The organism is Halobellus sp. LT62, from assembly GCF_037031285.1.
GTDB lineage: Archaea > Halobacteriota > Halobacteria > Halobacteriales > Haloferacaceae > Haloquadratum > Haloquadratum salinisoli.
This window is the reverse complement of sequence record NZ_JAYEZO010000002.1, coordinates 807,148-828,760: the sequence shown is the minus strand read 5'-3', so window position 1 is coordinate 828,760 and position 21,613 is coordinate 807,148. Positions and strand designations below refer to the sequence as shown.

General features: G+C 65.6%; 20 protein-coding genes. 9 read left to right on the top strand and 11 right to left on the bottom strand.

Features of this window, described 5'->3' with window-relative positions; translation table 11 throughout:
• Positions 1–5 precede the first annotated feature (5 nt).
• The gene (locus U5919_RS13515) at positions 6–1,019 is read left to right on the top strand and encodes an amidohydrolase family protein (RefSeq protein WP_336024962.1); all 1,014 of its coding nucleotides are present in this window, start codon (positions 6–8) and stop codon (positions 1,017–1,019) included.
• 264 nt (positions 1,020–1,283) lie between these two features.
• Entirely contained in the window at positions 1,284–1,733 is a 450-nt protein-coding gene (locus U5919_RS13510; protein ID WP_336024961.1) for a UPF0179 family protein, read from the top strand.
• A 28-nt stretch (positions 1,734–1,761) separates the two neighbouring features.
• Here U5919_RS13510 and U5919_RS13505 read toward each other — a convergent pair whose 3' ends face one another.
• The gene (locus U5919_RS13505; protein WP_336024960.1) at positions 1,762–2,580 is read right to left on the bottom strand and encodes a M14 family metallopeptidase; all 819 of its coding nucleotides are present in this window, start codon (positions 2,578–2,580) and stop codon (positions 1,762–1,764) included.
• Positions 2,581–2,640: 60 nt separating this feature from the next.
• Here U5919_RS13505 and U5919_RS13500 point away from each other — a divergent pair, with 60 nt between their 5' ends.
• A complete protein-coding gene (locus U5919_RS13500; RefSeq protein ID WP_336024959.1) occupies positions 2,641–3,135 on the top strand; it encodes a DUF309 domain-containing protein in 495 nt (164 codons plus the stop codon).
• Here the strand turns inward: U5919_RS13500 and U5919_RS13495 are convergent.
• From U5919_RS13495 to udk, 3 genes are all read right to left on the bottom strand, one after another.
• A complete protein-coding gene (locus U5919_RS13495) occupies positions 3,132–4,157 on the bottom strand; it encodes an AIR synthase family protein (RefSeq protein ID WP_336024958.1) in 1,026 nt (341 codons plus the stop codon). The genes U5919_RS13500 and U5919_RS13495 overlap by 4 nt on opposite strands.
• 337 nt (positions 4,158–4,494) lie before the next feature.
• Entirely contained in the window at positions 4,495–5,424 is a 930-nt protein-coding gene (locus tag U5919_RS13490) for an alpha/beta fold hydrolase (protein WP_336024957.1), read from the bottom strand.
• Positions 5,421–6,110 (bottom strand): uridine kinase, encoded by a 690-nt coding sequence (gene udk, locus U5919_RS13485; RefSeq protein ID WP_336024956.1) that lies wholly within the window; start codon positions 6,108–6,110, stop codon positions 5,421–5,423. The genes U5919_RS13490 and udk overlap by 4 nt, the downstream gene beginning before the upstream one ends.
• Before the next feature lie 308 nt (positions 6,111–6,418).
• Between udk and U5919_RS13480 the strand changes: the two genes are divergently transcribed.
• Positions 6,419–7,801, top strand: a complete 1,383-nt coding sequence (locus tag U5919_RS13480; RefSeq protein WP_336024955.1) for an ABC transporter substrate-binding protein — start codon at positions 6,419–6,421, stop codon at positions 7,799–7,801.
• Positions 7,802–7,948: 147 nt separating this feature from the next.
• Here U5919_RS13480 and U5919_RS13475 read toward each other — a convergent pair whose 3' ends face one another.
• The 4 genes from U5919_RS13475 to U5919_RS13460 are packed head-to-tail and all read right to left on the bottom strand — an operon-like array spanning position 7,949 to position 12,051.
• Entirely contained in the window at positions 7,949–8,728 is a 780-nt protein-coding gene (locus U5919_RS13475; RefSeq protein ID WP_336024953.1) for an ABC transporter ATP-binding protein, read from the bottom strand.
• Complete coding sequence (locus U5919_RS13470; RefSeq protein WP_336024951.1) at positions 8,725–9,621, bottom strand: ABC transporter ATP-binding protein; 897 nt, start codon at positions 9,619–9,621, stop codon at positions 8,725–8,727. Before U5919_RS13470 ends, U5919_RS13475 begins: the two co-directional genes overlap by 4 nt.
• Positions 9,614–10,948 carry a branched-chain amino acid ABC transporter permease gene (locus tag U5919_RS13465; RefSeq protein WP_336024949.1) on the bottom strand — a complete coding sequence of 445 codons (1,335 nt, stop codon included), beginning with the start codon at positions 10,946–10,948 and terminating at the stop codon, positions 9,614–9,616. The genes U5919_RS13470 and U5919_RS13465 overlap by 8 nt, the downstream gene beginning before the upstream one ends.
• Positions 10,945–12,051 (bottom strand): branched-chain amino acid ABC transporter permease, encoded by a 1,107-nt coding sequence (locus U5919_RS13460; protein ID WP_336024947.1) that lies wholly within the window; start codon positions 12,049–12,051, stop codon positions 10,945–10,947. The genes U5919_RS13465 and U5919_RS13460 overlap by 4 nt, the downstream gene beginning before the upstream one ends.
• A gap of 148 nt (positions 12,052–12,199) precedes the next feature.
• Here U5919_RS13460 and U5919_RS13455 point away from each other — a divergent pair, with 148 nt between their 5' ends.
• The gene (locus tag U5919_RS13455; RefSeq protein ID WP_336024946.1) at positions 12,200–12,619 is read left to right on the top strand and encodes a disulfide bond formation protein B; all 420 of its coding nucleotides are present in this window, start codon (positions 12,200–12,202) and stop codon (positions 12,617–12,619) included.
• Positions 12,620–12,711: 92 nt separating this feature from the next.
• Here U5919_RS13455 and U5919_RS13450 read toward each other — a convergent pair whose 3' ends face one another.
• Both U5919_RS13450 and U5919_RS13445 read right to left on the bottom strand, forming a co-directional pair.
• Positions 12,712–13,263: a DUF7344 domain-containing protein gene (locus U5919_RS13450; RefSeq protein ID WP_336024944.1), complete on the bottom strand. Its 552-nt coding sequence runs from the start codon at positions 13,261–13,263 to the stop codon at positions 12,712–12,714.
• Positions 13,264–13,402: 139 nt separating this feature from the next.
• Positions 13,403–14,248, bottom strand: coding sequence for a ubiquinol-cytochrome c reductase iron-sulfur subunit (locus U5919_RS13445; RefSeq protein ID WP_336024942.1), 846 nt, complete (start codon positions 14,246–14,248; stop codon positions 13,403–13,405).
• 279 nt (positions 14,249–14,527) lie between these two features.
• Here U5919_RS13445 and ppc point away from each other — a divergent pair, with 279 nt between their 5' ends.
• Positions 14,528–17,221 carry a phosphoenolpyruvate carboxylase gene (ppc, locus tag U5919_RS13440; RefSeq protein WP_336024940.1) on the top strand — a complete coding sequence of 898 codons (2,694 nt, stop codon included), beginning with the start codon at positions 14,528–14,530 and terminating at the stop codon, positions 17,219–17,221.
• A gap of 57 nt (positions 17,222–17,278) precedes the next feature.
• Here ppc and U5919_RS13435 read toward each other — a convergent pair whose 3' ends face one another.
• Entirely contained in the window at positions 17,279–18,079 is an 801-nt protein-coding gene (locus U5919_RS13435; protein ID WP_336024939.1) for an aldo/keto reductase, read from the bottom strand.
• Positions 18,080–18,239: 160 nt separating this feature from the next.
• On the opposite strand from U5919_RS13435, the gene pyrG reads away from it, so the two are divergent.
• Genes pyrG through U5919_RS13420 form a run of 3 tightly spaced genes read left to right on the top strand, consistent with a single transcriptional unit; the run spans position 18,240 to position 21,144 of the window.
• The gene (gene pyrG, locus U5919_RS13430) at positions 18,240–19,901 is read left to right on the top strand and encodes a CTP synthase (RefSeq protein ID WP_336024938.1); all 1,662 of its coding nucleotides are present in this window, start codon (positions 18,240–18,242) and stop codon (positions 19,899–19,901) included.
• Positions 19,901–20,818, top strand: a complete 918-nt coding sequence (guaA, locus tag U5919_RS13425) for a glutamine-hydrolyzing GMP synthase (RefSeq protein ID WP_336024937.1) — start codon at positions 19,901–19,903, stop codon at positions 20,816–20,818. The genes pyrG and guaA overlap by 1 nt, the downstream gene beginning before the upstream one ends.
• Positions 20,815–21,144, top strand: coding sequence for a DUF7126 family protein (locus U5919_RS13420; RefSeq protein WP_336024936.1), 330 nt, complete (start codon positions 20,815–20,817; stop codon positions 21,142–21,144). Before guaA ends, U5919_RS13420 begins: the two co-directional genes overlap by 4 nt.
• Positions 21,145–21,613 lie beyond the last annotated feature (469 nt).

Here is a 21,613-nt window from a genome sequence, read left to right as displayed (position 1 = left end):
AAGCAATGATCGTCGAGGGAACCGTACTGCGTGGCCCCGAACTCGAACCGATCCGGGGACGCGTCGTCGTCGAGGACGGCGAGATCGTCGCCGTCGAGGAGGCTGACGTGTATTCCGACGATATCGTGCTCCCGGCGTTCGTCAACGCACACACCCACATCGGCGACTCGATCGCCAAGGAGGCCGGCGCGGGGCTCTCGCTCGACGAGCTCGTCGCGCCGCCGGACGGCCTGAAACACCGGCTGCTCAGAGCCGCCAGCCGCGGGGAGACCGTCGATGCGATGCGTCGATCGCTCCGGATGATGGCCGATACCGGCACGGCCGCGTGTCTCGAATTCCGAGAGGGCGGCGTCGAGGGCGTCGAGTACATCCGCGAGGCGGCGCAAGGCCTGCCAATCGATCCGGTCGTCCTCGGCCGCGAGTCCGAGGACGCGATGCACGAGTCCGACGGATTCGGGGCGTCGGGCGCGCGTGACGCCGACTTCGACCGACTGCGGAACGCGACCCGAGAGGCCGGGAAGCTGTTCGGCATCCACGCGGGCGAGCGCGACCCCCACGACATCAACCCCGCGCTGGATCTCGCCCCCGACTTCGTGGTCCATATGGTCCACCCCGAGTCGATCCACTACGAGCGGCTGGCGGACAACGACATCCCCGTCGTCGTCTGCCCGCGTTCGAACCTCGTTACCGACGTCGGCGTCCCACCGATCCGCGAGCTGGTCGAGCGGACGACCGTCGCGCTCGGCACCGACAACGTGATGTTGAACTCGCCGTCGATGTTCCGCGAGATGGAGTTCGCCGCCAAACTCGCCGACGTTCCCGCGCGGAAGGTGCTCAAGATGGCGACCGTCAACGGCGCGGAGATCGCGGACCTGAACTGCGGGGTCATCGAACCCGGCCGCGACGCCAAGTTGCTCGTCCTCGACGGCGACTCCGACAACCTCGCCGGGGCGCAGGACGTCGTCCGCGCGGTCGTCCGCCGCGCGGGCTCGTCGGACGTCAAAGACGTGTTGTTGTGATCGGACGCCCCATCTTGGAGGCGCACTTGCTAGCAAAGAACTGCCACGGGAGGGAATGGAAGGGGCCGCGCTCTCGGCGTAGGCGCGCGACGCAAGCACCGCAGCGAACGCAGTGAGCGAGGAGCACAGCGAGCGCACCGAGTCGAGAGCGCGGGGGCTTCCGGAGTCGTCTCGTCACCGATCACGGCTGATCTGTACTCCTCGTAACGACATCGCGATGATCGACGCACAGGCTTAACAGCGAGCGACGACTACCGCCACCCAATGACCCAAGTCACGCTCATCGGCGACCGACTCGCCTCCCCGGGAACGGAGTTCGTCTACGAGGGCGAGTCGACGGCGTGCGAGGGCTGTCCGTACCGACAGCAGTGTCTGAATCTCACGGAGGGCGTCCGCTACGAGGTGACGGGCGTCCGCGAGGCCGGACAGCTCTTAGACTGCGCCGTCCACGACACCGGGGTCCGCGCCGTCGAGGTCGAGCCCGCGTCGATCACCGCCAACGTCGCCGCGAAGGGCGCATACGCCGGAAGTAAGGTGAGCCTTCCTGGTCCGTGCCCCCACACGGAGTGCCCGAGCCACGAGTACTGCGTCCCCGAGGGCGCGGACTTCGAGACCGAGTACCGGATCGACGAGATCGTCGGGGACCCGCCCCACGAGTTCTGCTATCTGGACCGGGAGCTGACGCTCGTCGAACTCGCGCCGCCAGAAGAGTAGCCGGCAGAAGGCTAGCCAGCAGTCGGTTTCACGCCAGCGTCCCGAGCCGGTCGGCCGCGTAGCCGAACACGTCCTCGTAACCGTTCGCCGAGAGCAACACCGGGTAGAACTCGCTGTCGGCGCTGAGTTCGTCGCCGTCGGCGGCGGCGACGAGATCGCCCGGCGCGACCCGCTGGAAGTTGTCGACGAAGACGCGGTACTCCTCGGCCGGCCCCTTCGGGATCCGATCGAGCATCCGGAAGACGGTCACGTCGGCCGCGTCGCGGCGGTGCAGCGACAGCGGCGGCTCCTCCTCGCCCTCGACCGGCGCTGGAAGGACACCCGTCGCCGACAGGAAGGCGCGAACGATCCAGTACGCGTTGGCGGCGGCGCTGTCGGTTCCCTGCAGCCCGCACTCGACTTCGATCGTGTGCGCGTGGTCGATGAGCCGCCCGGCCGCGAACGCGCCCGTCTCGACGAGGTACTCCATCGGCAGGTGCGGACAGATCGACCGCGACACCGCATCCACCTCGTCGACGAGCGCGAACGGTTCGGCGTACGACTGCGTCGAGTGCAGCGACAGCACCGTCGTCCCGCGGAGCTCGCGAACGAGGTCGTACGCGAGGCGACGCTCGTGGTTCTCGGCGTTCGCATCGCCCGGAAACGCGCGGTTCAGGTCCTCATCGAGGTAGCGGACGCCGGCGTCGAGCGCCTCCTCGTTCGCGACGACGAGTTTGACCGGTCGCTCGACGTCCGGCTCGGCGGTGAGGAGGCGCTCGATGGCCCGCTTTCCGCAGGGTTCGTCCCCGTGAACCGATCCGACGACGGCGACCTCGGGTGTCCCCTCCCCGAGTTCGTAGATTCGCATTGGTACCCGGCAAGCGGTGAAGGGTCAAATCTCTTTATTTGTCGGGACGAAAGGCGAGCCGTGAACGAGCACACCCGCGACGACACCGTCGCGCCGCCGATGACCGGCGCGCCAACCGGCTGGGACCGCGAGCGACGAGTGTCGAACGGGTGGGAGCACGGGACGCTCCGCCGCGCGACGGTCCACGGCGTCCGGCTCTACAATTCGGGCGAGTTCCACGAATCGCACGACTGCTTCGAGGACGAGTGGTACAACTACGGCTCCGGCACGATCGAGAGCGCGTTCCTCCACGGGATGGTGCAGGTCGCCGCGGGCGCGTACAAGCACTTCGACTTTGAGGATGATACCGGAATGCGCTCGCTCTTTCGGACGGCGCTGCAGTACCTCGACGGCGTCCCGGACGACTACTACGGCGTCGACGTCGCCGACGTTCGAGCGACGATCGAGGCCGCTCTCGACGAGCCGTCGACGCTGGAGGGGTGGAAGATCGAACTCGACGGGGGACGGCCGGAGGCGGACCAACTGGACCGCGAGTACGCCGAAGCGCTCGATTAACTGTCTTCTTCACCACTGGCGTCGGCGAGGCGGTCGTAGGCCGCCCACGAGGGGTCGACCTCGGGGTGGTCGACCGCCTCGCCGTCGACGACGACGCCCGATCCGGATTCGACGCGTCCGGCGACGCCGACGGGCGTCCCCTCGGCTTCGAGCGCCGAGACCACGTCCGCCGTGCGGTCGGGATCGACCGCCAGCACCAGCGTCCCGCCGGTCGTCGCCGACCACGGATCGATGCCGAGCGCCTCGCAGGTCTCGCGGACGCCCGGTCGAATCGGGATCTCCGCCGTCGACAGGTCGAGCCGGACATCCGCGCCCGCCGCCATCTCGACGAACGCGCCGAAGAGCCCGCACTCGGTCGCGTCGTGCATCGCGTGGACGCCGCCCACCGCCGCGGCGGTCATCGCGTCGCGGACGCAGGAGGCCTCGTCGAGTCGGGCCTGCGCCGCCGACAGCGTCGCCTCGTCGAGATCGAACTGGTCGGGAAACAGCGTCGTGAGCAGCCCCGTCGCCTCCACGGCGGGGCCGTTCGTCACGAGCACGTCGTCGCCGACGCGCGCGCCGTCCGGGCGGATCACCGAGTCGAACTCGCCGACGGCGAGTGCGGTCGCGCCGCCGACCCACGGGAACGAACAGCCGGCGTAGCGGGCGGTGTGACCGGTGACGATCGAGACGCCGAGGTCTTCGGCCTCCGCGTGCATCGACTCCCAGAGCGTCGCGAACGACTCGTCGGAGATCGTCGGCGGCAGCGTGAAGGTGATCGCAAGATGCGAGGGCGGGAGCCCCGAAACCGCGACGTCGGCGAGGACGAAGTCGAGCGCGAAGCGACCGGCACGCTCGAATCCGAGCCCCGGCAGCACTGATACCGGATCGGTCGCGATGGCGACCGCGGTTCCGTCGATATCGAGGAGCCCGAAATCGACGCCGTGTGTCGGTCCCACGGCGACATCGTCGCGGTCGGCTCCGAGCCGCGGGAAGACGTGCTCGTCGAAGAACTCCCGGTCGACCTTCCCGAGATCCGTCATACGCGTTCGTCTCGGTGGGACGGTTTGAACGTAGCGCTGTGCGACGCTGGGGTCCTCGATCAACGGAGAGCGGCTCAGAACGGCGGTCGGCCGAGCTGGGGGAGCTCGACCCACCGGCTCACGAAGTGACGCGAGCGCGACCCCGACGGAGCTCATTTCATCGGAGGCGACGGTAGGCACGTGATTGGTCTCGCGTCGTGTGGTAGTCTCCGCCTCTACGACAAGAAGCTCGCTAAGAGCCGTCCGGACTGATATATAGTACGGCGGAGCGGTCGGTAGTGGATCCCGCGCTCAGCTCGCTCGTGGGCGGCAACGCATCTACGCGTCGCGATCGAACCTACGCGTCGTGCTCGAACTGGTCCGTGAGCTCGTGGAGAACCCGCTCGGGAAACTCGTGGTGCAGCCAGTGCGTCGCGTCGTCGAGGACGACGAGCCGGCCCTCCTCGCAGAACCGGACGCTCTCGCTCGCCAGCGATTCGAGCAGGAAGTCGTCCTGTGCTCCCCAGCAGACGAGCGTCGGCGGCCGCACGCGCATCGCCCGCGGACGCGGATCAGCGCGGACAATCGCTCGATACCAGTTCAGCATCGAGCGGTACGCGCCGTCGACCTCCCACGCGGTCCGATAGCGCGCGAAGTCGGCCTCGTCGAACGTTCCCGGCCGGCTGCTACGCTCGAACAGGTCCGTGAGCGTCCGCCAGTTTCCGACCCGGGCGAGCGCCTCCGGGAGGCGCGGCAGTTGGAAAAAGAGCACGTACCAGCTCCGCAGCAGCTGTCGCGGCTCGCGCGTGAGCGCCCGTCGGAACGCCGTCGGATGCGGGACGTTGAGAACCGACAGCGTTCGGAGCCGAGCGGGCGCATGGAGCCCGACCCACCACGCGACGTACGCGCCCCAGTCGTGACCGACGAGATGGGCGTCGTCGACGTCGAGCGCGTCGAGCAGTCCCGTCACGTCGTCCGCGAGCGAATCGACGTGGTACGCGCCGACCTCGGCGGGCTTCTCGCTCGCGTTGTAGCCGCGCTGGTCGGGCACGAGCACCCGATAGCCGGCCTCGGCCAGCGGTTCGACGTACTCGTGCCAGCCGTACCAGCACTCCGGAAAGCCGTGCAAGAGGACAACGGGCTCGCCGGTTTCGGGACCGGCGTCGACGACGTGCAGCGTCACCTCGCCGACGTCGACGAACCGCGAGTCGGCGTCGATATCGACGTCGTTCGGGAACAGGCCGCGCGGCCTCGACCGAGCGTGCCGGTCGCGATCGCGGACGGTCACTCGTCGGGGTCGACGACGAGTTGGTCTGCGAACTCCTCCGTCGACGTCCGCTCCCAGTCGCGTCCGGACGTGCCGTCGACCTCGGCGTGGATCTTCTCTTCGAGCAGGTCGACCGCGACGGAGTTCGCGCCCTCGGGGACGATGAGATCCGCGTGCTTCTTCGTCGGCTCGACGAACTGCTCGTGCATCGGTTTGACCGTCGAGAGGTACTGGTCGATGACGCCTTCGAGGTCCCGACCGCGCTCGATGACGTCGCGCTGGATCCGACGCAGAATGCGAGTGTCGGCGTCGGTTTCGACGTAGAGCCTGAGATCGAGCATCTCGTTGATCTCCTCGTCGTAGAGCGTGAGAATCCCCTCCAAGATGATGACGTCCGTCGGCTCGACGCGGACCGATTCGTCGGTTCGGTTGTGGATCTCGAAGTCGTACGTCGGCATCTCGATCGACTGTCCTTCGAGCAGGGTCCCGAGTTGCTCACGGAGGAGTTCCCACTCGAACGCCGAGGGGTGATCGTAGTTCACGTCCTCGCGTGCTTCGAGATCGAGGTGGCTCAGATCCTCGTAGTAGTTGTCCAGCGGGATCCTCGTGACGGAGTCGCCGACGTTCCGCGTGATGAGACGCGCGACCGTCGTCTTCCCCGCGCCGGTGCCGCCGGCGATCCCGATGACGAACGAGGGGATAGTCATTTTCTGAAAGAGGAGGCTCCGAGCGCTTGAGCGTGGCGATTCGTCGAACGATGGCTCCGAAACCCGACCTTCAAACGCCGACGAAACGCCCGTCGGAACCGGCAGCGGGGCGCGACCGCAAGGCGAAATCGCGAACAGATCACCTATATTTTCTGATAAAATGTGAAAGGGGACGTTTCTTTCCGGGGATCGAATCCGTAGTGAAACTGGATTATGGCCGGAAGACGTCACTTATCGTTCGTCAAGGATCCGTTGTACCCAGTGTCGTGACGGATACATTTATAATGAGGTGAATCAATTCCGTGTTTATGGCACGTGATATCGTACGGCGTAGATTCCTGAAGCGAGTGGGCGCGGCGGGAGCGATCGGCGCGAGCGGAATCGCCGGGTGTGTTGGTAGCCCAGACGACGGCGGCGACAGTGGCGGAGACAGCGGTGGAGACAGCAGCGGCGACAGCGACAGTGGCGGCGACAGCGGGGGATCCGGAGACGGGCCGGAAGGTCTCGTCTTCATCTGCTACCCCGAAAGCGGAATTCAGTTGTTCCGCGACTACTACAGTCAGTCGGACGGAAGCGAAACGATCCTCGTTCCAGACGGGCTTCGCGACGGGGACCTGCCGGGACAGGTCGGGAACGAGATGGCGAACGTCACCGGGACCGCGCCCGCGGCGGGCGGTCCGAGCCAAGAGGCCTTCAGTTCCCTCTTCGAGGAGGAGTACGACGCCTCACCGGGCGTGTTCACGTCCCAATCGTACGACTCGGTCGCGCTCCAACTGCTCGCGAACGCCGCGGCCGGCGAGAACAGCGGGACCGCGGTCCGCGATCAGATGCGTCGGATCGCCAACCCCGGCGGGATGGAAGTCACACCGGAGAACCTCGTTGAGGGAATCGAGGCGGCCGCGAACGGCGATGACGTGAACTATCAGGGCGCATCGTCGGCGACGAACTTCGATGAGAACGGCGATCCGGCCTCTGCGGCCTACGCCGTCTGGGAGTTCAACAACGAAACCGACGAGACACTCGAAGTGCAGAACTTCGAGGGAGCGAACCCCGACGGCAGCGGTCCCGCCGCCGACAGCGCGTCCGGCGGGAGCGACCGCGAGATGTCGGTCGGCATTCTCCTCCCCGAGACGGGCGATCTGGCCTCCGTGGGCGGACCGATGATCCAAGCCGCAGAACTGCCCGTAACGCAGGTCAACGACGCGAATCCGGCCGGTCTCTCGGTCGATGCGCAGGTCGAAGACTCCCAGACCTCGCCGAGCGCCGGGACGGCGGCCGCCGAATCGCTCGCGAGCGCGGGCGTACCGAGCGTCTGTGGCTCAGCGTCATCGGGTGTGAACGTCGCCGTCGCTCAGGAGGTCTTCATTCCGAACCAGATCGTGGGAATGTCTCCGTCCTCCACCGCGCTATCGGTGTCGAACCTCGAAGACGACGACTACATCTTCCGGACGGCCCCCTCCGACAGACTCCAAGGCCGCGTGATGGCGCAAGTGATGGCCGAACGGCTGGAAGTGAGCACGGTCGCGACGATCTACATTAACAACGACTACGGCCAGCAGCTCTCCGAGCGCTTCAGTAACGTGTTCGAAGACGAGTTCGATGGCGCAGTGTACGACCAACTCGGGATCAACATCGGCGAGTCCTCGTACTCCTCCGCCATTAGCGAAGCGCTGTCCAGCTCGGGCGAGTAACGCGCTGCTCTCGGAACGTTCGATTCTTTGCGACCTGTCTGCCCGGGGCGACCGCGCTGCCGGAACCGTCTCGAAAACGATCGCTCGATCGGTCTCGTCGAGGATGGACGAACCGGTCCAAGATCGATTGATTCGTCCAGTATCGGTCTACCCGCCGAGGAAGTCCTTTCGGACCTGCTCGTCGTTCAAGAGCGCGTCGCCGTCGTCCATATACCGGTTCCGTCCGTTCGCGAGGACGTAGCCGCGGTCGCACCGTCGCAGCGCCTCCTTGGCGTTCTGTTCGACCATCAGGACCGCCGTCCCGTCGTCGTTGATCGCGTCGATTCGGTCGAACATATCGTCGACGAGGTCGGGCGCGAGCCCCGCGGACGGTTCGTCGAGCAGGAGCAGCGAGGGCTCCAGCATCAGCGCGCGGCCCATCGCGAGCATCTGTTGTTGGCCGCCGGACATCGTCCCGGCCTTCTGCGATTGCCGCTCTTCGAGGATCGGGAAGCGCTCGAAGACGGCGTCGAGCGCGTCCTGCGGCACCGAATCGAGGATGTACGCGCCCATCTCCAAGTTCTCCCGAACCGTCAGCGAGGGGAACACGTTATCGTTCTGCGGAACGTAGCCGATCCCCTCGTGGATGACCTCCTCGGGTCGGAGTCCGGTGATGTCTCTGTCCTTGAACGTCACCGTTCCGCCCATCAGGGACGTGAGCCCAAAGATGGACTTCATCACCGTCGACTTCCCCGCGCCGTTCGGGCCGACGATGGTCACGTACTCGCCCCCCGCGACGTCCATATCGACGCCGGTCAGGATCTGCAGGTCACCGTACCCCGCGTCGAGGTCGCGAACTTCGAGGAGCGACTGTCCCTCTCGATCCGGGATGGTCTCTTGGGACACGTCCGCGTCGTGCGACGGCTCTCGCTCCGCGTCGGCGCTCATACGTTCCCTCCGAGGTAGGCCTCGATAACCTCCTCGTCCGCCTGAATCTCCGCGGGGGTTCCCTCAGTCAGGACGCGCCCCTGGTGCAGGACGATCACTCGCTCGCAGTTCTCCATAATCAAGTCCATATCGTGTTCGACGAGCAGGAACGTGTAGCCCTGCTCGCGCAGTTCGTGTATGTGTTCGAGCAGGCGTTTCTCCAGCGACGGATTGACGCCCGCGAACGGTTCGTCGAGGAGGAGCATATCCGGATCGGTGAGGAGCGCTCGGGCCATCTCCAGCAGCTTTCGCTGTCCGCCCGAGAGGTTCCCCGCGTACTCCTCGGCGATGTGATCGATATCGAAGAACTCGAGGACGTTCCAGACCCGTTCGAGGAGTTCCTCCTCCTGCTCGATGACGTCGTCGCGAAAGCCCGGTGTGACGGAGCGCCACAGTTCCTCTCCGCGCTGCCCCTTCGGTGCGAGCATCAGGTTCTCCAAGACGGTCATATCCCGAAGTTCTCTCGCGATCTGGAACGTCCGGACGAGTCCCTTGTTCGCGATCGCGTGGGGCCGCTGACCGGTGATCTCCTCGCCGTCGAACGTGACGGTGCCCGAGTCCGGGGCCAACATCCCGGTGATGAGGTTGAACGTCGTCGACTTACCGGCCCCGTTCGGACCGATGAGACCGGTGAGGGTCCCGCGTTCGACTCGGAACGACGCGTCGTCGACGGCGGTGATCCCGCCGAAGGTCTTCCGGAGATCGTCGACCCGCAGCGGGTACTGTTCGGAGACGTCGGGGCCGCCGGAGCCGAGATCCAGTCTACTCGACGCCGCAGGATTCCTTCCGGACCCGGCCGTTTCGGTCGACTCGTCGACCGTAACGTCGGCGTTCGAGGCGTCCGCATCACTCATCGACCTCACCTCCACGTTCGCCGCCGTCTGCACTCGCCGGACCGCGGGCTCGCGATGCCGTCAACGGAATGCCCGCGGCCGTCTCCTTGCGGTGGCCGAGCATCCCCTCGGGGCGGTTATGCATCAACCAGATGAGCACGAGCCCCATAAACACCAACTGAAGCTGTCTGACGCTGTCGATGGTGTAGAAAAACAGCGGTGCCGGATCGAAGTTCGTGAACAGCGGGGCGACCGCCGGACCGAAGCTCGACGGTGCGTCGGCATTCGGCAGCACGGTATCGATAAGGTTTTTCGCGTACCGCGGTCCCTGAAACAGCAGCGCGGCGAAGACCGCTCCGCCGAGGATGCTGCCGGTGTTCGACCCCGAACCGCCGATAATGAGCGCGATCCATATGAAGAAGGTAACGCGCGGCCGGAAGAAGTTCGGCGTGATCGAGCCGCTCGTCATCAGCCACAGGATTCCGACGAGTCCCATCAGCGCACACCCGAGCATAAACGCCTTGATCTTGAAGCGGTTCGTGTTCTTTCCGAGAGAGTTCGCGGCGTCTTCGTCCTCGCGAATCGCCTTCAACACGCGTCCGAAGGGCGATTCGCCGGTCCGCTTGAGCAGCCAGTAGTAGCTACCGACGAAACCCAAGAGGACCACGCCGTAGACGAGTCCGTCGACGACGGGCTTCGGGTTGTTCGGAATGATGATCTCGAACGCACCGACGAACCCGAGATACGCGTCCCACAGGCCGAAGAACTGGAAGAACGCCTCCATCGGATCGGTGAAATCGAGGATGAGTCCGGAGCCGCCGCCGAACCCGACGCGCTTGCCGAACAGCTGGAACTTGCCTAAGTCCCCGGAGAGGAACGAAAAGCGCACGATCTCGGACATCGCGATCGTGACGATCGCCAAGTAGTCCGCACGCAACCGCAACGCCGGTAACGCGATCACCAACCCCAACAGCGCGGCGGCCGCCATCCCGGCGATGATTCCGACGATGAGCGGGAGCCCGAGCCCGCCGACCTGTGCTGCACCGCCGGGGGTGTACACCGGTTTCGACACCAGCGCCATCACGTAGATTCCGACCGCCATAAACCCGACAATCCCGATATTAAACAGCCCCGTGTACCCCCAATGGAGATTGAGTGCGAGCGCGAGCATCGCGAAGACGGCGATGTAGAACGTCAGGACCGCAATTGTGTTCAGTTGCCCGCGGAGTGAGTAGCCGAGCACCACGCCGGCGAGTACGTACGTGGCGTAGACGGTGAGTAAGACGGCCACGATCAGCCCCGCGTCGCCTCCCGGAATGCGGTCGGCGATGTCGTTTCGGACGCTCATGCGGTCGTCCTCCCGGAGAAGAGCCCCTCAGGTTTCACCAAGAGCAAGACGATCATCACCGCGAACGCGGCCGCGCGTGTGAACGCCGAGGGGATCCAGATGACAGATAGCGACGCCGTCAGCCCGATTGCGAGACCACCGACGATGGCCCCGTAGATCGAGCCGATTCCGCCGAGGATGACGGCCGCGAAGATCAAGAGCAAAAGCAGCCACCCGTCGTTGAAGCCGAGCGTCCCCTTCCAGAGAATGAACATATAGCCCGCGATCCCCGTCAGTCCGCCGCCGATCACCCACACGGCGCGGACGACGCGTTCGGTCGGGATTCCCGTGATCTGCGCTAAATCCTCGTTGTCCGCCATCGCCCGCATCGCCTTGCCGAGCTTCGTCAGCTGGAGGAGGAGATGCACCCCGAGCATCAACCCGCCCGCGACCACGGCGAGCGCGATATCGTGTGCGTTGATGCGGACGAACCCGTCGACGAGATATAGCCCGAGGGCGGGGGGTTGAGACGTCGTCCCCCGAACGCTCGAATCGAAGACGAACTGCATCAGGTAGCGAAGCGCGAACGCCACGCCGATACTGGTGATGAGAAGCGTGATCCCGTCGGCGTCGCGGATCGGACGGAACGCGGTTCGGTCGATGAAAAGCGCCAGTCCGACGGTGACGATCCCGGCGACGAGAATGCCCGCGACGACCGCGATCGGCGTCCCCGTGATTCCAATACCGAGCGACCCGCCAAAGACGGACCCGCCCGCGCCGACGAGCAACAGCGCCCCCACGTCGGCGCGCCCGAATCCGGCGATGAGATACGTGGTCGCCCAACCGGAGAACGCGCCCGCAGTGATGTAATCACCGTGCGCGAAGTTCGCGAAGTTCAGAATACTGTACGTCATAGAGAGCCCGATGCCCGCGAGACCGACGACCAGCCCCCGCATCAGCCCGTCCCAGACGAGCGACCCGACGCCGCTGAAGGACTGCCGTCCCGTTGCGAGACCCGTGAGCAGATCCGCCAGCAGCACGCCCCCCACGAGCGCCAGCAGTACGGTGCCCGGTCGTGCGACCGCGAACTGCCGTCCGCGTGTATATGTCTCGGCGATACCCATTGATAACTATCCTCACGGTAGTTGCCGTCGGGAAGCGATGATAAGTCTTTCTTCCCGCTTCCCATCGAGCGGTAAAATAGCACAAAATAATCGGGAGAACAGACGACTCGTCGACAGTATCAAGCTACTTCGGCGCTTCGACGTACCCGTGTCGACTCGGACGCAGCGACTCCTCGGCGTCACGACGGCGGTCGCGGTAGTCGGAACGATCGGGAGCCTCTGGTTCAGTCTCGTGCTCGGGCTCGTTCCGTGCGAACTGTGCTGGTATCAACGGATTCTGTTGTATCCGCTGACGGTCGTCCTCGGGGTGGCGACGATCGAAGACCGACCGCGAGTCGTTCTAACGGTGCTCCCGCTCTCGGGACTCGGCGTCGTCGTCGCCGCCTACCACGTCGTGCTCCAAGTCCGGCCGACCATCGGGGCGACCTGCTCGGTCGACGGCGGCTGTTCCGCGGTCCTGTATCCGATGCTCGGCGGCCTGCTCACGATACCGCGCCTTTCGCTGATCGCGTTCGTCCTCGTGACGGGGCTGTCCGTCGGTGTGTGGCTGACTCGCGCGGACGCGTGAGTGTCGGCGCGGGCTCCGTAATCATCGTATCGCTCGACGAACCGCTTCCACCAGTCGCCCTCTATCAGTTGCCTTCCACCAGTCGCCCTTCGTCAGTCGTCTCTGAGTCGGTGGAGGAGCGAACTCTGCTGGTCGAGCAGTTGATACAGTGCCGACACGACGAGCGCCACGGAGATCCCCGCGGAGATGATCCCCGGCGACAACGTCCGAAAGAACGGGACGCCGACGGCCACAGCGAGCAGCGAGAGGCCACCGAGCAGTCCCAACCCGAGGTAGTACTCCGCCCACGAGATCCCGTACTGCGGAACCACTTCCATATACACGGCGACGTCGGCGGCGTTGTCGGCGATCGTCACCGTCTTCGCGTCCGGGTCGTACTCGACGATGCCCAGTTCGTCCAGTTTCGGCAGGTGCGTCTGGTGCAGTGAGACGTACACGCTCTGGCGGACGTTTCGGGGCGGCGGCGACTCCCCGGCTTCGACGGCCCCGATGCGCTCTGCGAGATCCGATACCGCCTCGGTCCCCGCTCCCGAACGAAGTCGTTCGAGGACGAGCCGACGACGGTCGTTCCGGAGCACGTCGTGGATCTCGGAGGCGTCCAGCGTCCCGTCGCCGGGCGGTGGGTCGTCCTCGGGTCCGGTCATGTTACTGTACTCTCGGAAGCCGCACTACATGAAACTGTCCTAATCGGCAGACGCGCGCGGCGCGGATGTCCGGGTGTGCGATCACCGTCCGATCGGTTCGCGTCCGATCGTGCGTGAGGTCAGTCGGGCGCGCGTGCGGTTATCCGGTCGGACGCGGCCGCGCGATGAACAGCGTCTCGACGATGCTGAACGGGTCGTAGACCGACTGGTGGCACTGACAGTAGACGTCGTCTTCGGCGTTGAACTTCGCCGACCCCTCAGACTTGAACTTCGGCACACAGCAGAAGTGCGTACACTTGTTCAGCCACGCGATGTAGCCCTCCTCGGTCGAAGCTTCGAGCCACGGATTGTTCTGCGCCAACTCCATCACTCGGTCGGATTTGATGACCTGAATCGGAATGACGTCCTCGGCGTCCTCGGAGCGCCAGCGGCCGGTCGCGGGCTTTCCGAGCCCATCGGAACCGATACCGTTCGACCAGTCCTGATAGTCGTCGAAGTCGTCGACGTGCAGCCGATCGCCCTCGGAGTACGCCTCGCTCTGCCACTCGTAGCCCGGCTCCGACCCCGATCGGAAGTAGTTGTCCGAGTCGTACTCGGGGTCGATCCCGCCGTAGGACTCGACGCCGCAGTACTGGAACCAGTCGGACCCGTAGGTCACGCCCGAGCCTTTGAAGTCCGCGGTCTCGGCGATAGTGACCTGAATTCCGTTCTGGTCGACTGTCTTCACTTCCGGCCAAACGCCGCGAAGGTACCCCTCGTCGTCGATCTCGACCGGAATCTGGGGCATACCGCGCGGCGCGGGACCGTCGGTGTTCTCGATCGCGTACGCCACGGTCGATCCGCCGCCCGCTCCGGCGGCCTGCGTCGCGGAGTTGATCGCGGTCGCGCCCGTTGCGCCGACGCCCGCGAGCGTCGCACCCCCCACGACACCCTTCACGAACCGGCGTCGACCCGACTCCGCCGGATACTTGTCGCGCTCGCTCATACGAGATACTTCGACCCGCCGGTAAAAAGGATGACGAAACCCCCGGTCCGCGATCGTCTTCTCACACCGACTGGATCCCGACCGAGGAGGGGTCCGATTCCACCGAGTCAAACAAGGGCCGTCACGGCGGCTACCGATCTCGAAACGTTGGTCGTCGAGAGCTGTCTCAACGATCGTCGACCGAAAACGTCAGTCTCCAGCGTCAACACCCGCTTTCGACGACTGCAATTCTCTCGACAACACGGTGCTTTTTACTCGGGTGAGAGTATACGTCTGGGTATGGGATTACACAGCAGGGACGTCAAACAGGACGTCCGTGAACTCGGGGCACTGCTGGGCGACGTGTTGGCCGAGCAGACCTCCGACCGGTCCTTCGAGACGGTCGAAGACATTCGGACCGCGGCGATCGACTACCGGAAGGGCGAACGAGAGTCGAGAGCCGAACTGGACCGGTTGCTCGACGGGCTCGACCCCGACGACGAGAGCGTCGTCGCCCGCGCGTTCACGACCTATTTTGAACTGATCAACCTCGCCGAGGAGCGCGAGCGCGCACGCGTCGTCCGCGAGTCATCGCAGGCGGGCGAACTCGAAGATGGGCTCGTCGCGACCGTCGAGACGCTCGTCGACGCCGACACCGACGCCGAAACCGTCCAGCGGGTGCTCGACGACGTCCTCATCGAACCGACGTTCACCGCTCACCCGACGGAGGCGCGTCGAAAGACCGTGAAGGCGAAGCTCCGATCGATCGCGAGCCGACTGGAAGAACTCGACGAGCGCCGCGTCACCGATCGAGAGCACGATCAACTGTGGCGAAAGGTCGACTCCGAGGTCACGAGCCTCTGGCAGACCTCACAGGTGCGCGAGCGCCGTCCCGAACCGCAGGACGAGGCCCGAAACGTCCAGTGGTACCTCGAATCGATCCTCTTCGACGTCGTCGGCGAGGTGTACGCCGAGTTCGAGGATCTCCTCGCCGAGGAGTACCCCGACGTCGACGTCCCAAAGCTCTTCGAGTTCCGCTCGTGGGCGGGGTCGGACCGCGACGGCAACCCCTTCGTCACGACCGACGTGACGACCGACACGCTCGAACGGCAGCGGGCGGTCGTCCTCGAAAAGTACAGCCAAGCGCTCAAGCGACTCTCGGGCGTCCTGAGTCAGGACGGCAGACGCGTCGACGTCGGTGCCGACCTCGAACGGTCGCTGCAGGCGGACCGCGCGCGGCTGCCGGGCGTCGCGGACGAGGCCGAGGAACGCTACCCCGGCGAGCCGTATCGACAGAAGTTGAAACTGATGCGCGAGCGGCTCCGGCGCATCGAGGACGTCCGCCCCGACGGGTACGGCGAACCCGAGGACCTGCTCTCCGACCTCGACGTGATCGACGGGAGCCTCCGCTCGATCGGCGCGGGCGTCGTCGCCGACGAGTACGTCGAGCCGCTGATGCGCCAAGTCGACACGTTCGGGTTCACGCTGGCGAGTCTCGACCTCCGAGACCACCAGAAGAACCACACCGAAGCGGTCCACGAGGCGCTCACGCAGGAGGGCATCGACTACCGGAGCCGCGACGAATCGGAGCGAATCGACGTGCTGACCGAGGCGATCCTTCAGGAGCAGCCGGTGATCGATCTCGAGGACCCCGGCGACATCTCCGAGACGGCCGAACGCGTCCTCGAACGCTTCGAGATGCTCGGGGAGTGGCAGCGCGAGTTCGGTGTCAGCGCCATCGACACCTACTGCATCTCGATGACCGAGGAGCCGAGCCACGTGCTGGAAGTGCTCTTTCTCGCCGATCAGGCGGGCGTCGTCTCACTGCCGGACCACTGCGGCCTCGACGTCGTCCCCCTCTTGGAGACCGAGTCCGCGCTCAACGGCGCGCGTCGGATCATGGGGACGCTGTTCGAGAACGAGGCGTACGCGCAGGCGTTGGCCGCGCGCGACGACGTCCAAGAGATTATGCTCGGGTATTCGGACTCGAACAAGGAGAACGGCTTTTTAGCTGCGAACTGGGACCTCTACAAGAACCAGCGCCGCCTCGCGACGATCTGTGACGACTTCGACGTGCAGATGCGACTGTTCCACGGCCGCGGCGGATCGATCTCCCGCGGCGGCGGTCCGATGAACGAGGCGATGCTCGCGCTGCCGAACGAGACGGTCACGGGCCAGATCAAGTTCACCGAGCAGGGCGAGGCCATCGCGGAGAAGTACGCGAACCCCCAGATCGCCGAGCGCAACGTCGAACAGATGCTGAACGCGCAGGTCCGCTCGCGCCATCAGGCCATTCGAGAGCCCGAGGAGGACGTCCGCGAGGAGTGGCTCGACGCGATGGACGAGATGGCGGCGACCGCGCGGGCGCAGTACCGCGATCTGCTGGAATCAGACGGGTTCGTGACGTACTTCGGGCAGGCGACGCCGATCGGCGTCATCGAGAACCTGAACCTCGGTTCCCGTCCGGCGTCGCGCTCAGGCGAACGCACCGTCGAGGACCTCCGGGCGATCCCGTGGGTGTTCTCGTGGACCCAGTCGCGCTGCATCATCACCGGCTGGTACGCTCTCGGGACCGGTATCCGAACGTATCTCGACGACGGCGGCGACCTCGAGATGCTGCAGGAGATGTACGATTCGTGGCCGTTCTTCCGGACGACGCTCGACAACGCCTCGCTCGCGCTCGCGCGCACTGATCTCGATATCGCGAAGTACTACGCTGACCTCGCCGACCCGGAACTCCGCGAGGAGTTCTTCCCGCACCTCTCGGCGGAGTACGAGCGCGCCCGCGACGCCGTCCTCGAGGTCACCGGTCACGACTCGCTGCTCAGGCGCGAGTGGCTCGACGAGAGCCTCCGCCGCCGCAACCCCTACGTCGATCCGCTGAACCTCCTGCAGACGCACCTGCTCGAACAGGAGTACCGCACCGACGACGAGGAGCAGACGCTGCGGCTGACGGTCAAGGGGATCGCCGCCGGGATGAAGAACACGGGATAGTCGGCGCGGACGTCTCGGGTCCGTTGCACCCGCGGACGTACCGACGTCTCGCGAATCCTAGCGCTGATTCCAGGGCGCGGCCTCGAAGTCGACGATGCGGTGACGTTCTTCGACCGCGTCGACGGCGGCGACGTCCTCGGCGTCGAGGTCGACGTCGAGCGCGCCGTAGTTCTCCCGGATGTGCGCCGGCGTCCCCGACTTCGGAATCGCCGTGACGTTCTCCTTTGCCATCAGCCACGCGAGCGACACCTGCGCGGGCGTCGCGTCGTGTTTCTCTGCGACGTCGACGATCGCATCGACCTCCGCGACCCGGTTGCGCGCGATCGGACAGTACGCGACCAGTCGGTGGCCAGACTCGACGGCCAGCTCGTGGAGCTCCCGCTGCGGAAGCAGCGGATGCATCTCGACCTGATGGGCCGCGAGTGGCGCGTCGAGTCGCTCGATGGCGTCTTCGAGTTGGTCGGGGCGGAAGTTGCTCAGTCCCACGTTGTCGACGACGCCGTCGTCGACGAGTTCGTCGAGGGCGGGCAGGGTTTCCTCGGGGTCGTAGGTGTCGATCGGCCAGTGGACGTACAGCAGGTCGATCGAGTCGACACCGAGCCGGTCGGCGCTCTCACGCGCGGTCGAGAGCACGTCGTCGTACGCGAGGTTCGCGGTGTCGAGTTTGGTCGAGACGAACACGTCGTCGGCGTCGCGATCGGCGCGTGCGAGCCCCTCGGCGACGAGTTCCTCGTTACCGTAGCTCTGGGCGGTGTCGACGTGGTCGTAACCGAGGTCGACGGCCGTCGAGACGGCGGTCGGGGCCGCTTCCGGGTCGGTCAGTTTGTACGTGCCGAAACCGAGCGGTGGGAGTGCCATACTCGGACCGTCGCACGCGACACCAACGTCACTTTCGGTGTCGCAATCAGCGTGTTCGGCCCGGTAGCGCGAGCGAACGATCGTGTAGAATGCGTGCGAGGTTCTCGCAGGGGATCGGTCGCTCCGAAACGGTTTTGATGGGCCCTCGCGCACACTCGGTATGCCGAAGGAACCCGATACTGGGTACGACCCGACACTGGGTCGGAAGTTCATTTTCGTGACCGGCGGGGTGATGTCCGGACTGGGCAAAGGAATCACCGCGGCGAGCACCGGTCGCCTCCTGTCGAACGCCGGCTTCGACGTGACCGCGGTCAAGATCGATCCGTACCTCAACGTCGACGCTGGGACGATGAACCCGTACCAGCACGGCGAGGTGTATGTACTGAAAGACGGCGGCGAGGTCGACCTCGACTTGGGGAACTACGAGCGCTTCCTCGGGGTCGACATGACTTCCGATCACAACGTCACCACCGGGAAGACCTACCAGCACGTCATCGAGAAGGAGCGCGCGGGCGACTACCTCGGAAAGACCGTCCAGATCATTCCGCACATCACGGACGACATCAAGCGCCGAATCAGGGAGGCCGCCGAGGGAACGGACGTCTGTATCGTCGAGGTCGGCGGCACCGTCGGCGACATCGAGGGGATGCCCTACCTCGAGGCGCTCCGGCAGTTCGCCCACGAGGAGGACGACGACGACATCCTCTTTACGCACGTAACGCTCGTCCCGTACTCGAAGAACGGCGAACAGAAGACGAAGCCGACGCAGCACTCGGTGAAGGAACTCCGCTCGATCGGCCTGCAACCTGACGTCCTCGTCGGGCGCTGCGAGAACGAACTCGACCCGGAGACGAAGGAGAAGATCGCGCTCTTCTGCGACGTGCCGACGGAGGCGGTGTTCTCGAACTCCGACGTCGAAGACGTCTATCACGTCCCGCTGATGGTCGAAGAGGAGGGACTCGACGAGTACGTGATGGAGCGACTGGACCTCCGACCGGAGGCGCTGCCGAAACCCGAGCGCGACAACCGCTGGCGCGAGCTCGTGACCCGCGAGCGGACCGAGGAGGTCGACATCGCCTTAGTCGGGAAATACGACCTCGAAGACGCGTACATGTCCGTCCACGAGGCGCTGAAGCACGCCGGGATCGAACGCCGGACGGAGGTGAACGTCCTGTGGGTCGACTCCGACGAGATGCTCGACCGCCACGAGCATCGATTAAAGGAGGCCGACGGCGTCGTCGTCCCAGGCGGGTTCGGCTCCCGCGGGACCGCCGGGAAGATCAAGGCGATCCAGTACTGTCGCGAGAACGACGTGCCCTTCCTCGGGCTCTGTCTCGGCTTCCAGATGGCGGTCGTCGAACACGCGCGGAACGTCCTCGGACTAGAGAGCGCACACTCCGCGGAACTGGAACCGGAGACGCCGCATCCGGTCATCGACATCCTCCCCGAGCAGTACGAAATCGACGATATGGGCGGGACGATGCGTCTCGGCGCACACGACACCGAGATCGAGGCGGGCTCGCTGGCCGAGGCCGTCTACGGCGACACGGTCTGTACCGAGCGGCATCGGCACCGCTACGAGGTAAATCCCGAGTACATCGAGCGACTGGAGGACGGCCCGCTCTCGTTCTCTGGACGCGCGAACAACCGGATGGAGATCCTCGAACGGACGGACCATCCGTACTTCTTCGGCACGCAGTTCCACCCCGAGTTCCGATCGCGACCCGACCGGGCCAGTCCGCCCTTCGTCGGCCTGCTCGACGCGATTACTGGGGACTTGGACGCCCGTAAACTCTCCGGGGAAACCGAGGTGCAAGCCTGATGGTGAACGTCAACTCCTTCATCGACGACGCGGTGGCAGAGATCGACGAACAGGTCGGCGACGCGAACGCGGTCATCGCCCTCTCCGGTGGCGTCGACTCGTCGGTCGCCGCAGCCCTCGCGTACCGCGCGATCGGCGACCGACTCACGCCCGTCTACGTCGATACCGGCTTGATGCGAAAGGGCGAGACCGAGCAGATCCGCGAGACGTTCGACTATATGGAGTCGCTGCGAGTCGTCGAGGCGCAGGACCGCTTCCTCGACGCGCTCTCGGGCATCGTCGACCCCGAGGAGAAGCGCCACGCGATCGGCGAGCAGTTCATCCGCGAGTTCGAGCGCGAGGCGATCGAGGCCGACGCAGACTACCTCGTACAGGGGACGATCTACCCCGACCGCATCGAGTCGGAGGGAAACATCAAGTCCCACCACAACGTCGGCGGGCTGCCGGAGGTCGTCGACTTCGAGGGGCTCGTCGAGCCCGTCCGCGAACTGTACAAAGACGAGGTCCGCGAGGTCGCTCGCGAACTCGGTCTCGAAGAGATCATCTCCGAGCGGATGCCGTTCCCCGGCCCGGGGCTCGCCATCCGCGTCGTCGGCGAGGCGACGAGAGAGAAGGTCGAGGTCGCCCGCGAAGCGTGTCACATCGTCGAGGAGGAGACCGCCGAACACGACCCGTGGCAGGCGTTCGCCGCCGTCGTCGGCAAGGCAACGGGGGTGAAAGGCGACAACCGCGTCCACGGCTGGATCGTCTCGGTCCGCTCGGTGGAGTCCCGCGACGGGATGACCGCCCGCGCCCAAGAGCTCCCGTGGAAGACGCTCCAACGCATCCAATCGAGGATCACCGGCGAGAACGAGAACGTCGCCCGCGTCGTCTACGACGTGACGCACAAACCGCCCGCGACCATCGAGTACGAATGATTCTGCTCGCAGGGGCCGACGACGACGGGCTGGGCGACGCGCTCGAAGCGCTCGGCGCGGACGTCGTCCGCGTCGAGGGAACCGCCACGAAGCAGTCGCTCGTCGACGCCGGAATCGACGACGCGAGGGCGCTCGTGCTCACCGAGATGGACGACGCGTCGGCGATCCCCGTCGCCAAGGAGTTGCGCCCGGAACTCCGGGTCCTCACCTACAGCCGCGACTCGCTGCCCGAGTTCGCGCGCGGACAGACCGATTTGGCGGTCGACCCCGCGCTCCTCGCCCCCGACGTCGTCGCCGAAGAACTGCTCGACAGTCTGGCCGAGTAGCCGGCCACGGCGTCTCCGGGCACTCGGACGCGCGGCTATACACCCCGCTTTTCGAGCGCAGCGGCGACGCCGTACGTGCCCGTGTAACAGCCGCCCGTTCGGCGTTCTCTCGGAGGACCGGGAGGACCGCTACTGGTGCCATCCGGTGAGCGGCCCCCGACCTCGCGTCCGTGGGCAAGCCACGAACGCGTCACGACAACTCACCGACAACAAGTAAAACGTTTTCGCCCGATAGCGCGGAGTTCGGCATCGTCGCATCGCTGATCGGCGTTGGTGAACAGGCAGCACCCGTCGCGACGACGCCCTCGCCAGCGTCGTCGCCGTCGCTACCCCGTCGATGTGCCGCACAACCGCGTCTCGATACGGGGCCCGGGTCAGATCACACCGCCGTTGGCCGCGCGTTCGTATATAAACACTCGCCGAGGAATCAGTCAGTCGTCACGGTCGCGCGTGTCGTCGACTGCGATAT

Bases quoted from the DNA above. Each gene is read 5' to 3' on its own strand.
- U5919_RS13515 (WP_336024962.1), top strand. From the start codon at position 6: ATGATCGTCGAGGGAACCGTACTGCGTGGCCCCGAACTCGAACCGATC.
- U5919_RS13510 (WP_336024961.1), top strand. From the start codon at position 1,284: ATGACCCAAGTCACGCTCATCGGCGACCGACTCGCCTCCCCGGGAACG.
- U5919_RS13505 (WP_336024960.1), bottom strand. From the start codon at position 2,580: ATGCGAATCTACGAACTCGGGGAGGGGACACCCGAGGTCGCCGTCGTC.
- U5919_RS13495 (WP_336024958.1), bottom strand. From the start codon at position 4,157: ATGACGGATCTCGGGAAGGTCGACCGGGAGTTCTTCGACGAGCACGTC.
- udk (WP_336024956.1), bottom strand. From the start codon at position 6,110: ATGACTATCCCCTCGTTCGTCATCGGGATCGCCGGCGGCACCGGCGCG.
- U5919_RS13480 (WP_336024955.1), top strand. From the start codon at position 6,419: ATGGCACGTGATATCGTACGGCGTAGATTCCTGAAGCGAGTGGGCGCG.
- U5919_RS13475 (WP_336024953.1), bottom strand. From the start codon at position 8,728: ATGAGCGCCGACGCGGAGCGAGAGCCGTCGCACGACGCGGACGTGTCC.
- U5919_RS13470 (WP_336024951.1), bottom strand. From the start codon at position 9,621: ATGAGTGATGCGGACGCCTCGAACGCCGACGTTACGGTCGACGAGTCG.
- U5919_RS13465 (WP_336024949.1), bottom strand. From the start codon at position 10,948: ATGAGCGTCCGAAACGACATCGCCGACCGCATTCCGGGAGGCGACGCG.
- U5919_RS13460 (WP_336024947.1), bottom strand. From the start codon at position 12,051: ATGGGTATCGCCGAGACATATACACGCGGACGGCAGTTCGCGGTCGCA.
- U5919_RS13450 (WP_336024944.1), bottom strand. From the start codon at position 13,263: ATGACCGGACCCGAGGACGACCCACCGCCCGGCGACGGGACGCTGGAC.
- U5919_RS13445 (WP_336024942.1), bottom strand. From the start codon at position 14,248: ATGAGCGAGCGCGACAAGTATCCGGCGGAGTCGGGTCGACGCCGGTTC.
- ppc (WP_336024940.1), top strand. From the start codon at position 14,528: ATGGGATTACACAGCAGGGACGTCAAACAGGACGTCCGTGAACTCGGG.
- U5919_RS13435 (WP_336024939.1), bottom strand. From the start codon at position 18,079: ATGGCACTCCCACCGCTCGGTTTCGGCACGTACAAACTGACCGACCCG.
- pyrG (WP_336024938.1), top strand. From the start codon at position 18,240: ATGCCGAAGGAACCCGATACTGGGTACGACCCGACACTGGGTCGGAAG.
- guaA (WP_336024937.1), top strand. From the start codon at position 19,901: ATGGTGAACGTCAACTCCTTCATCGACGACGCGGTGGCAGAGATCGAC.
- U5919_RS13420 (WP_336024936.1), top strand. From the start codon at position 20,815: ATGATTCTGCTCGCAGGGGCCGACGACGACGGGCTGGGCGACGCGCTC.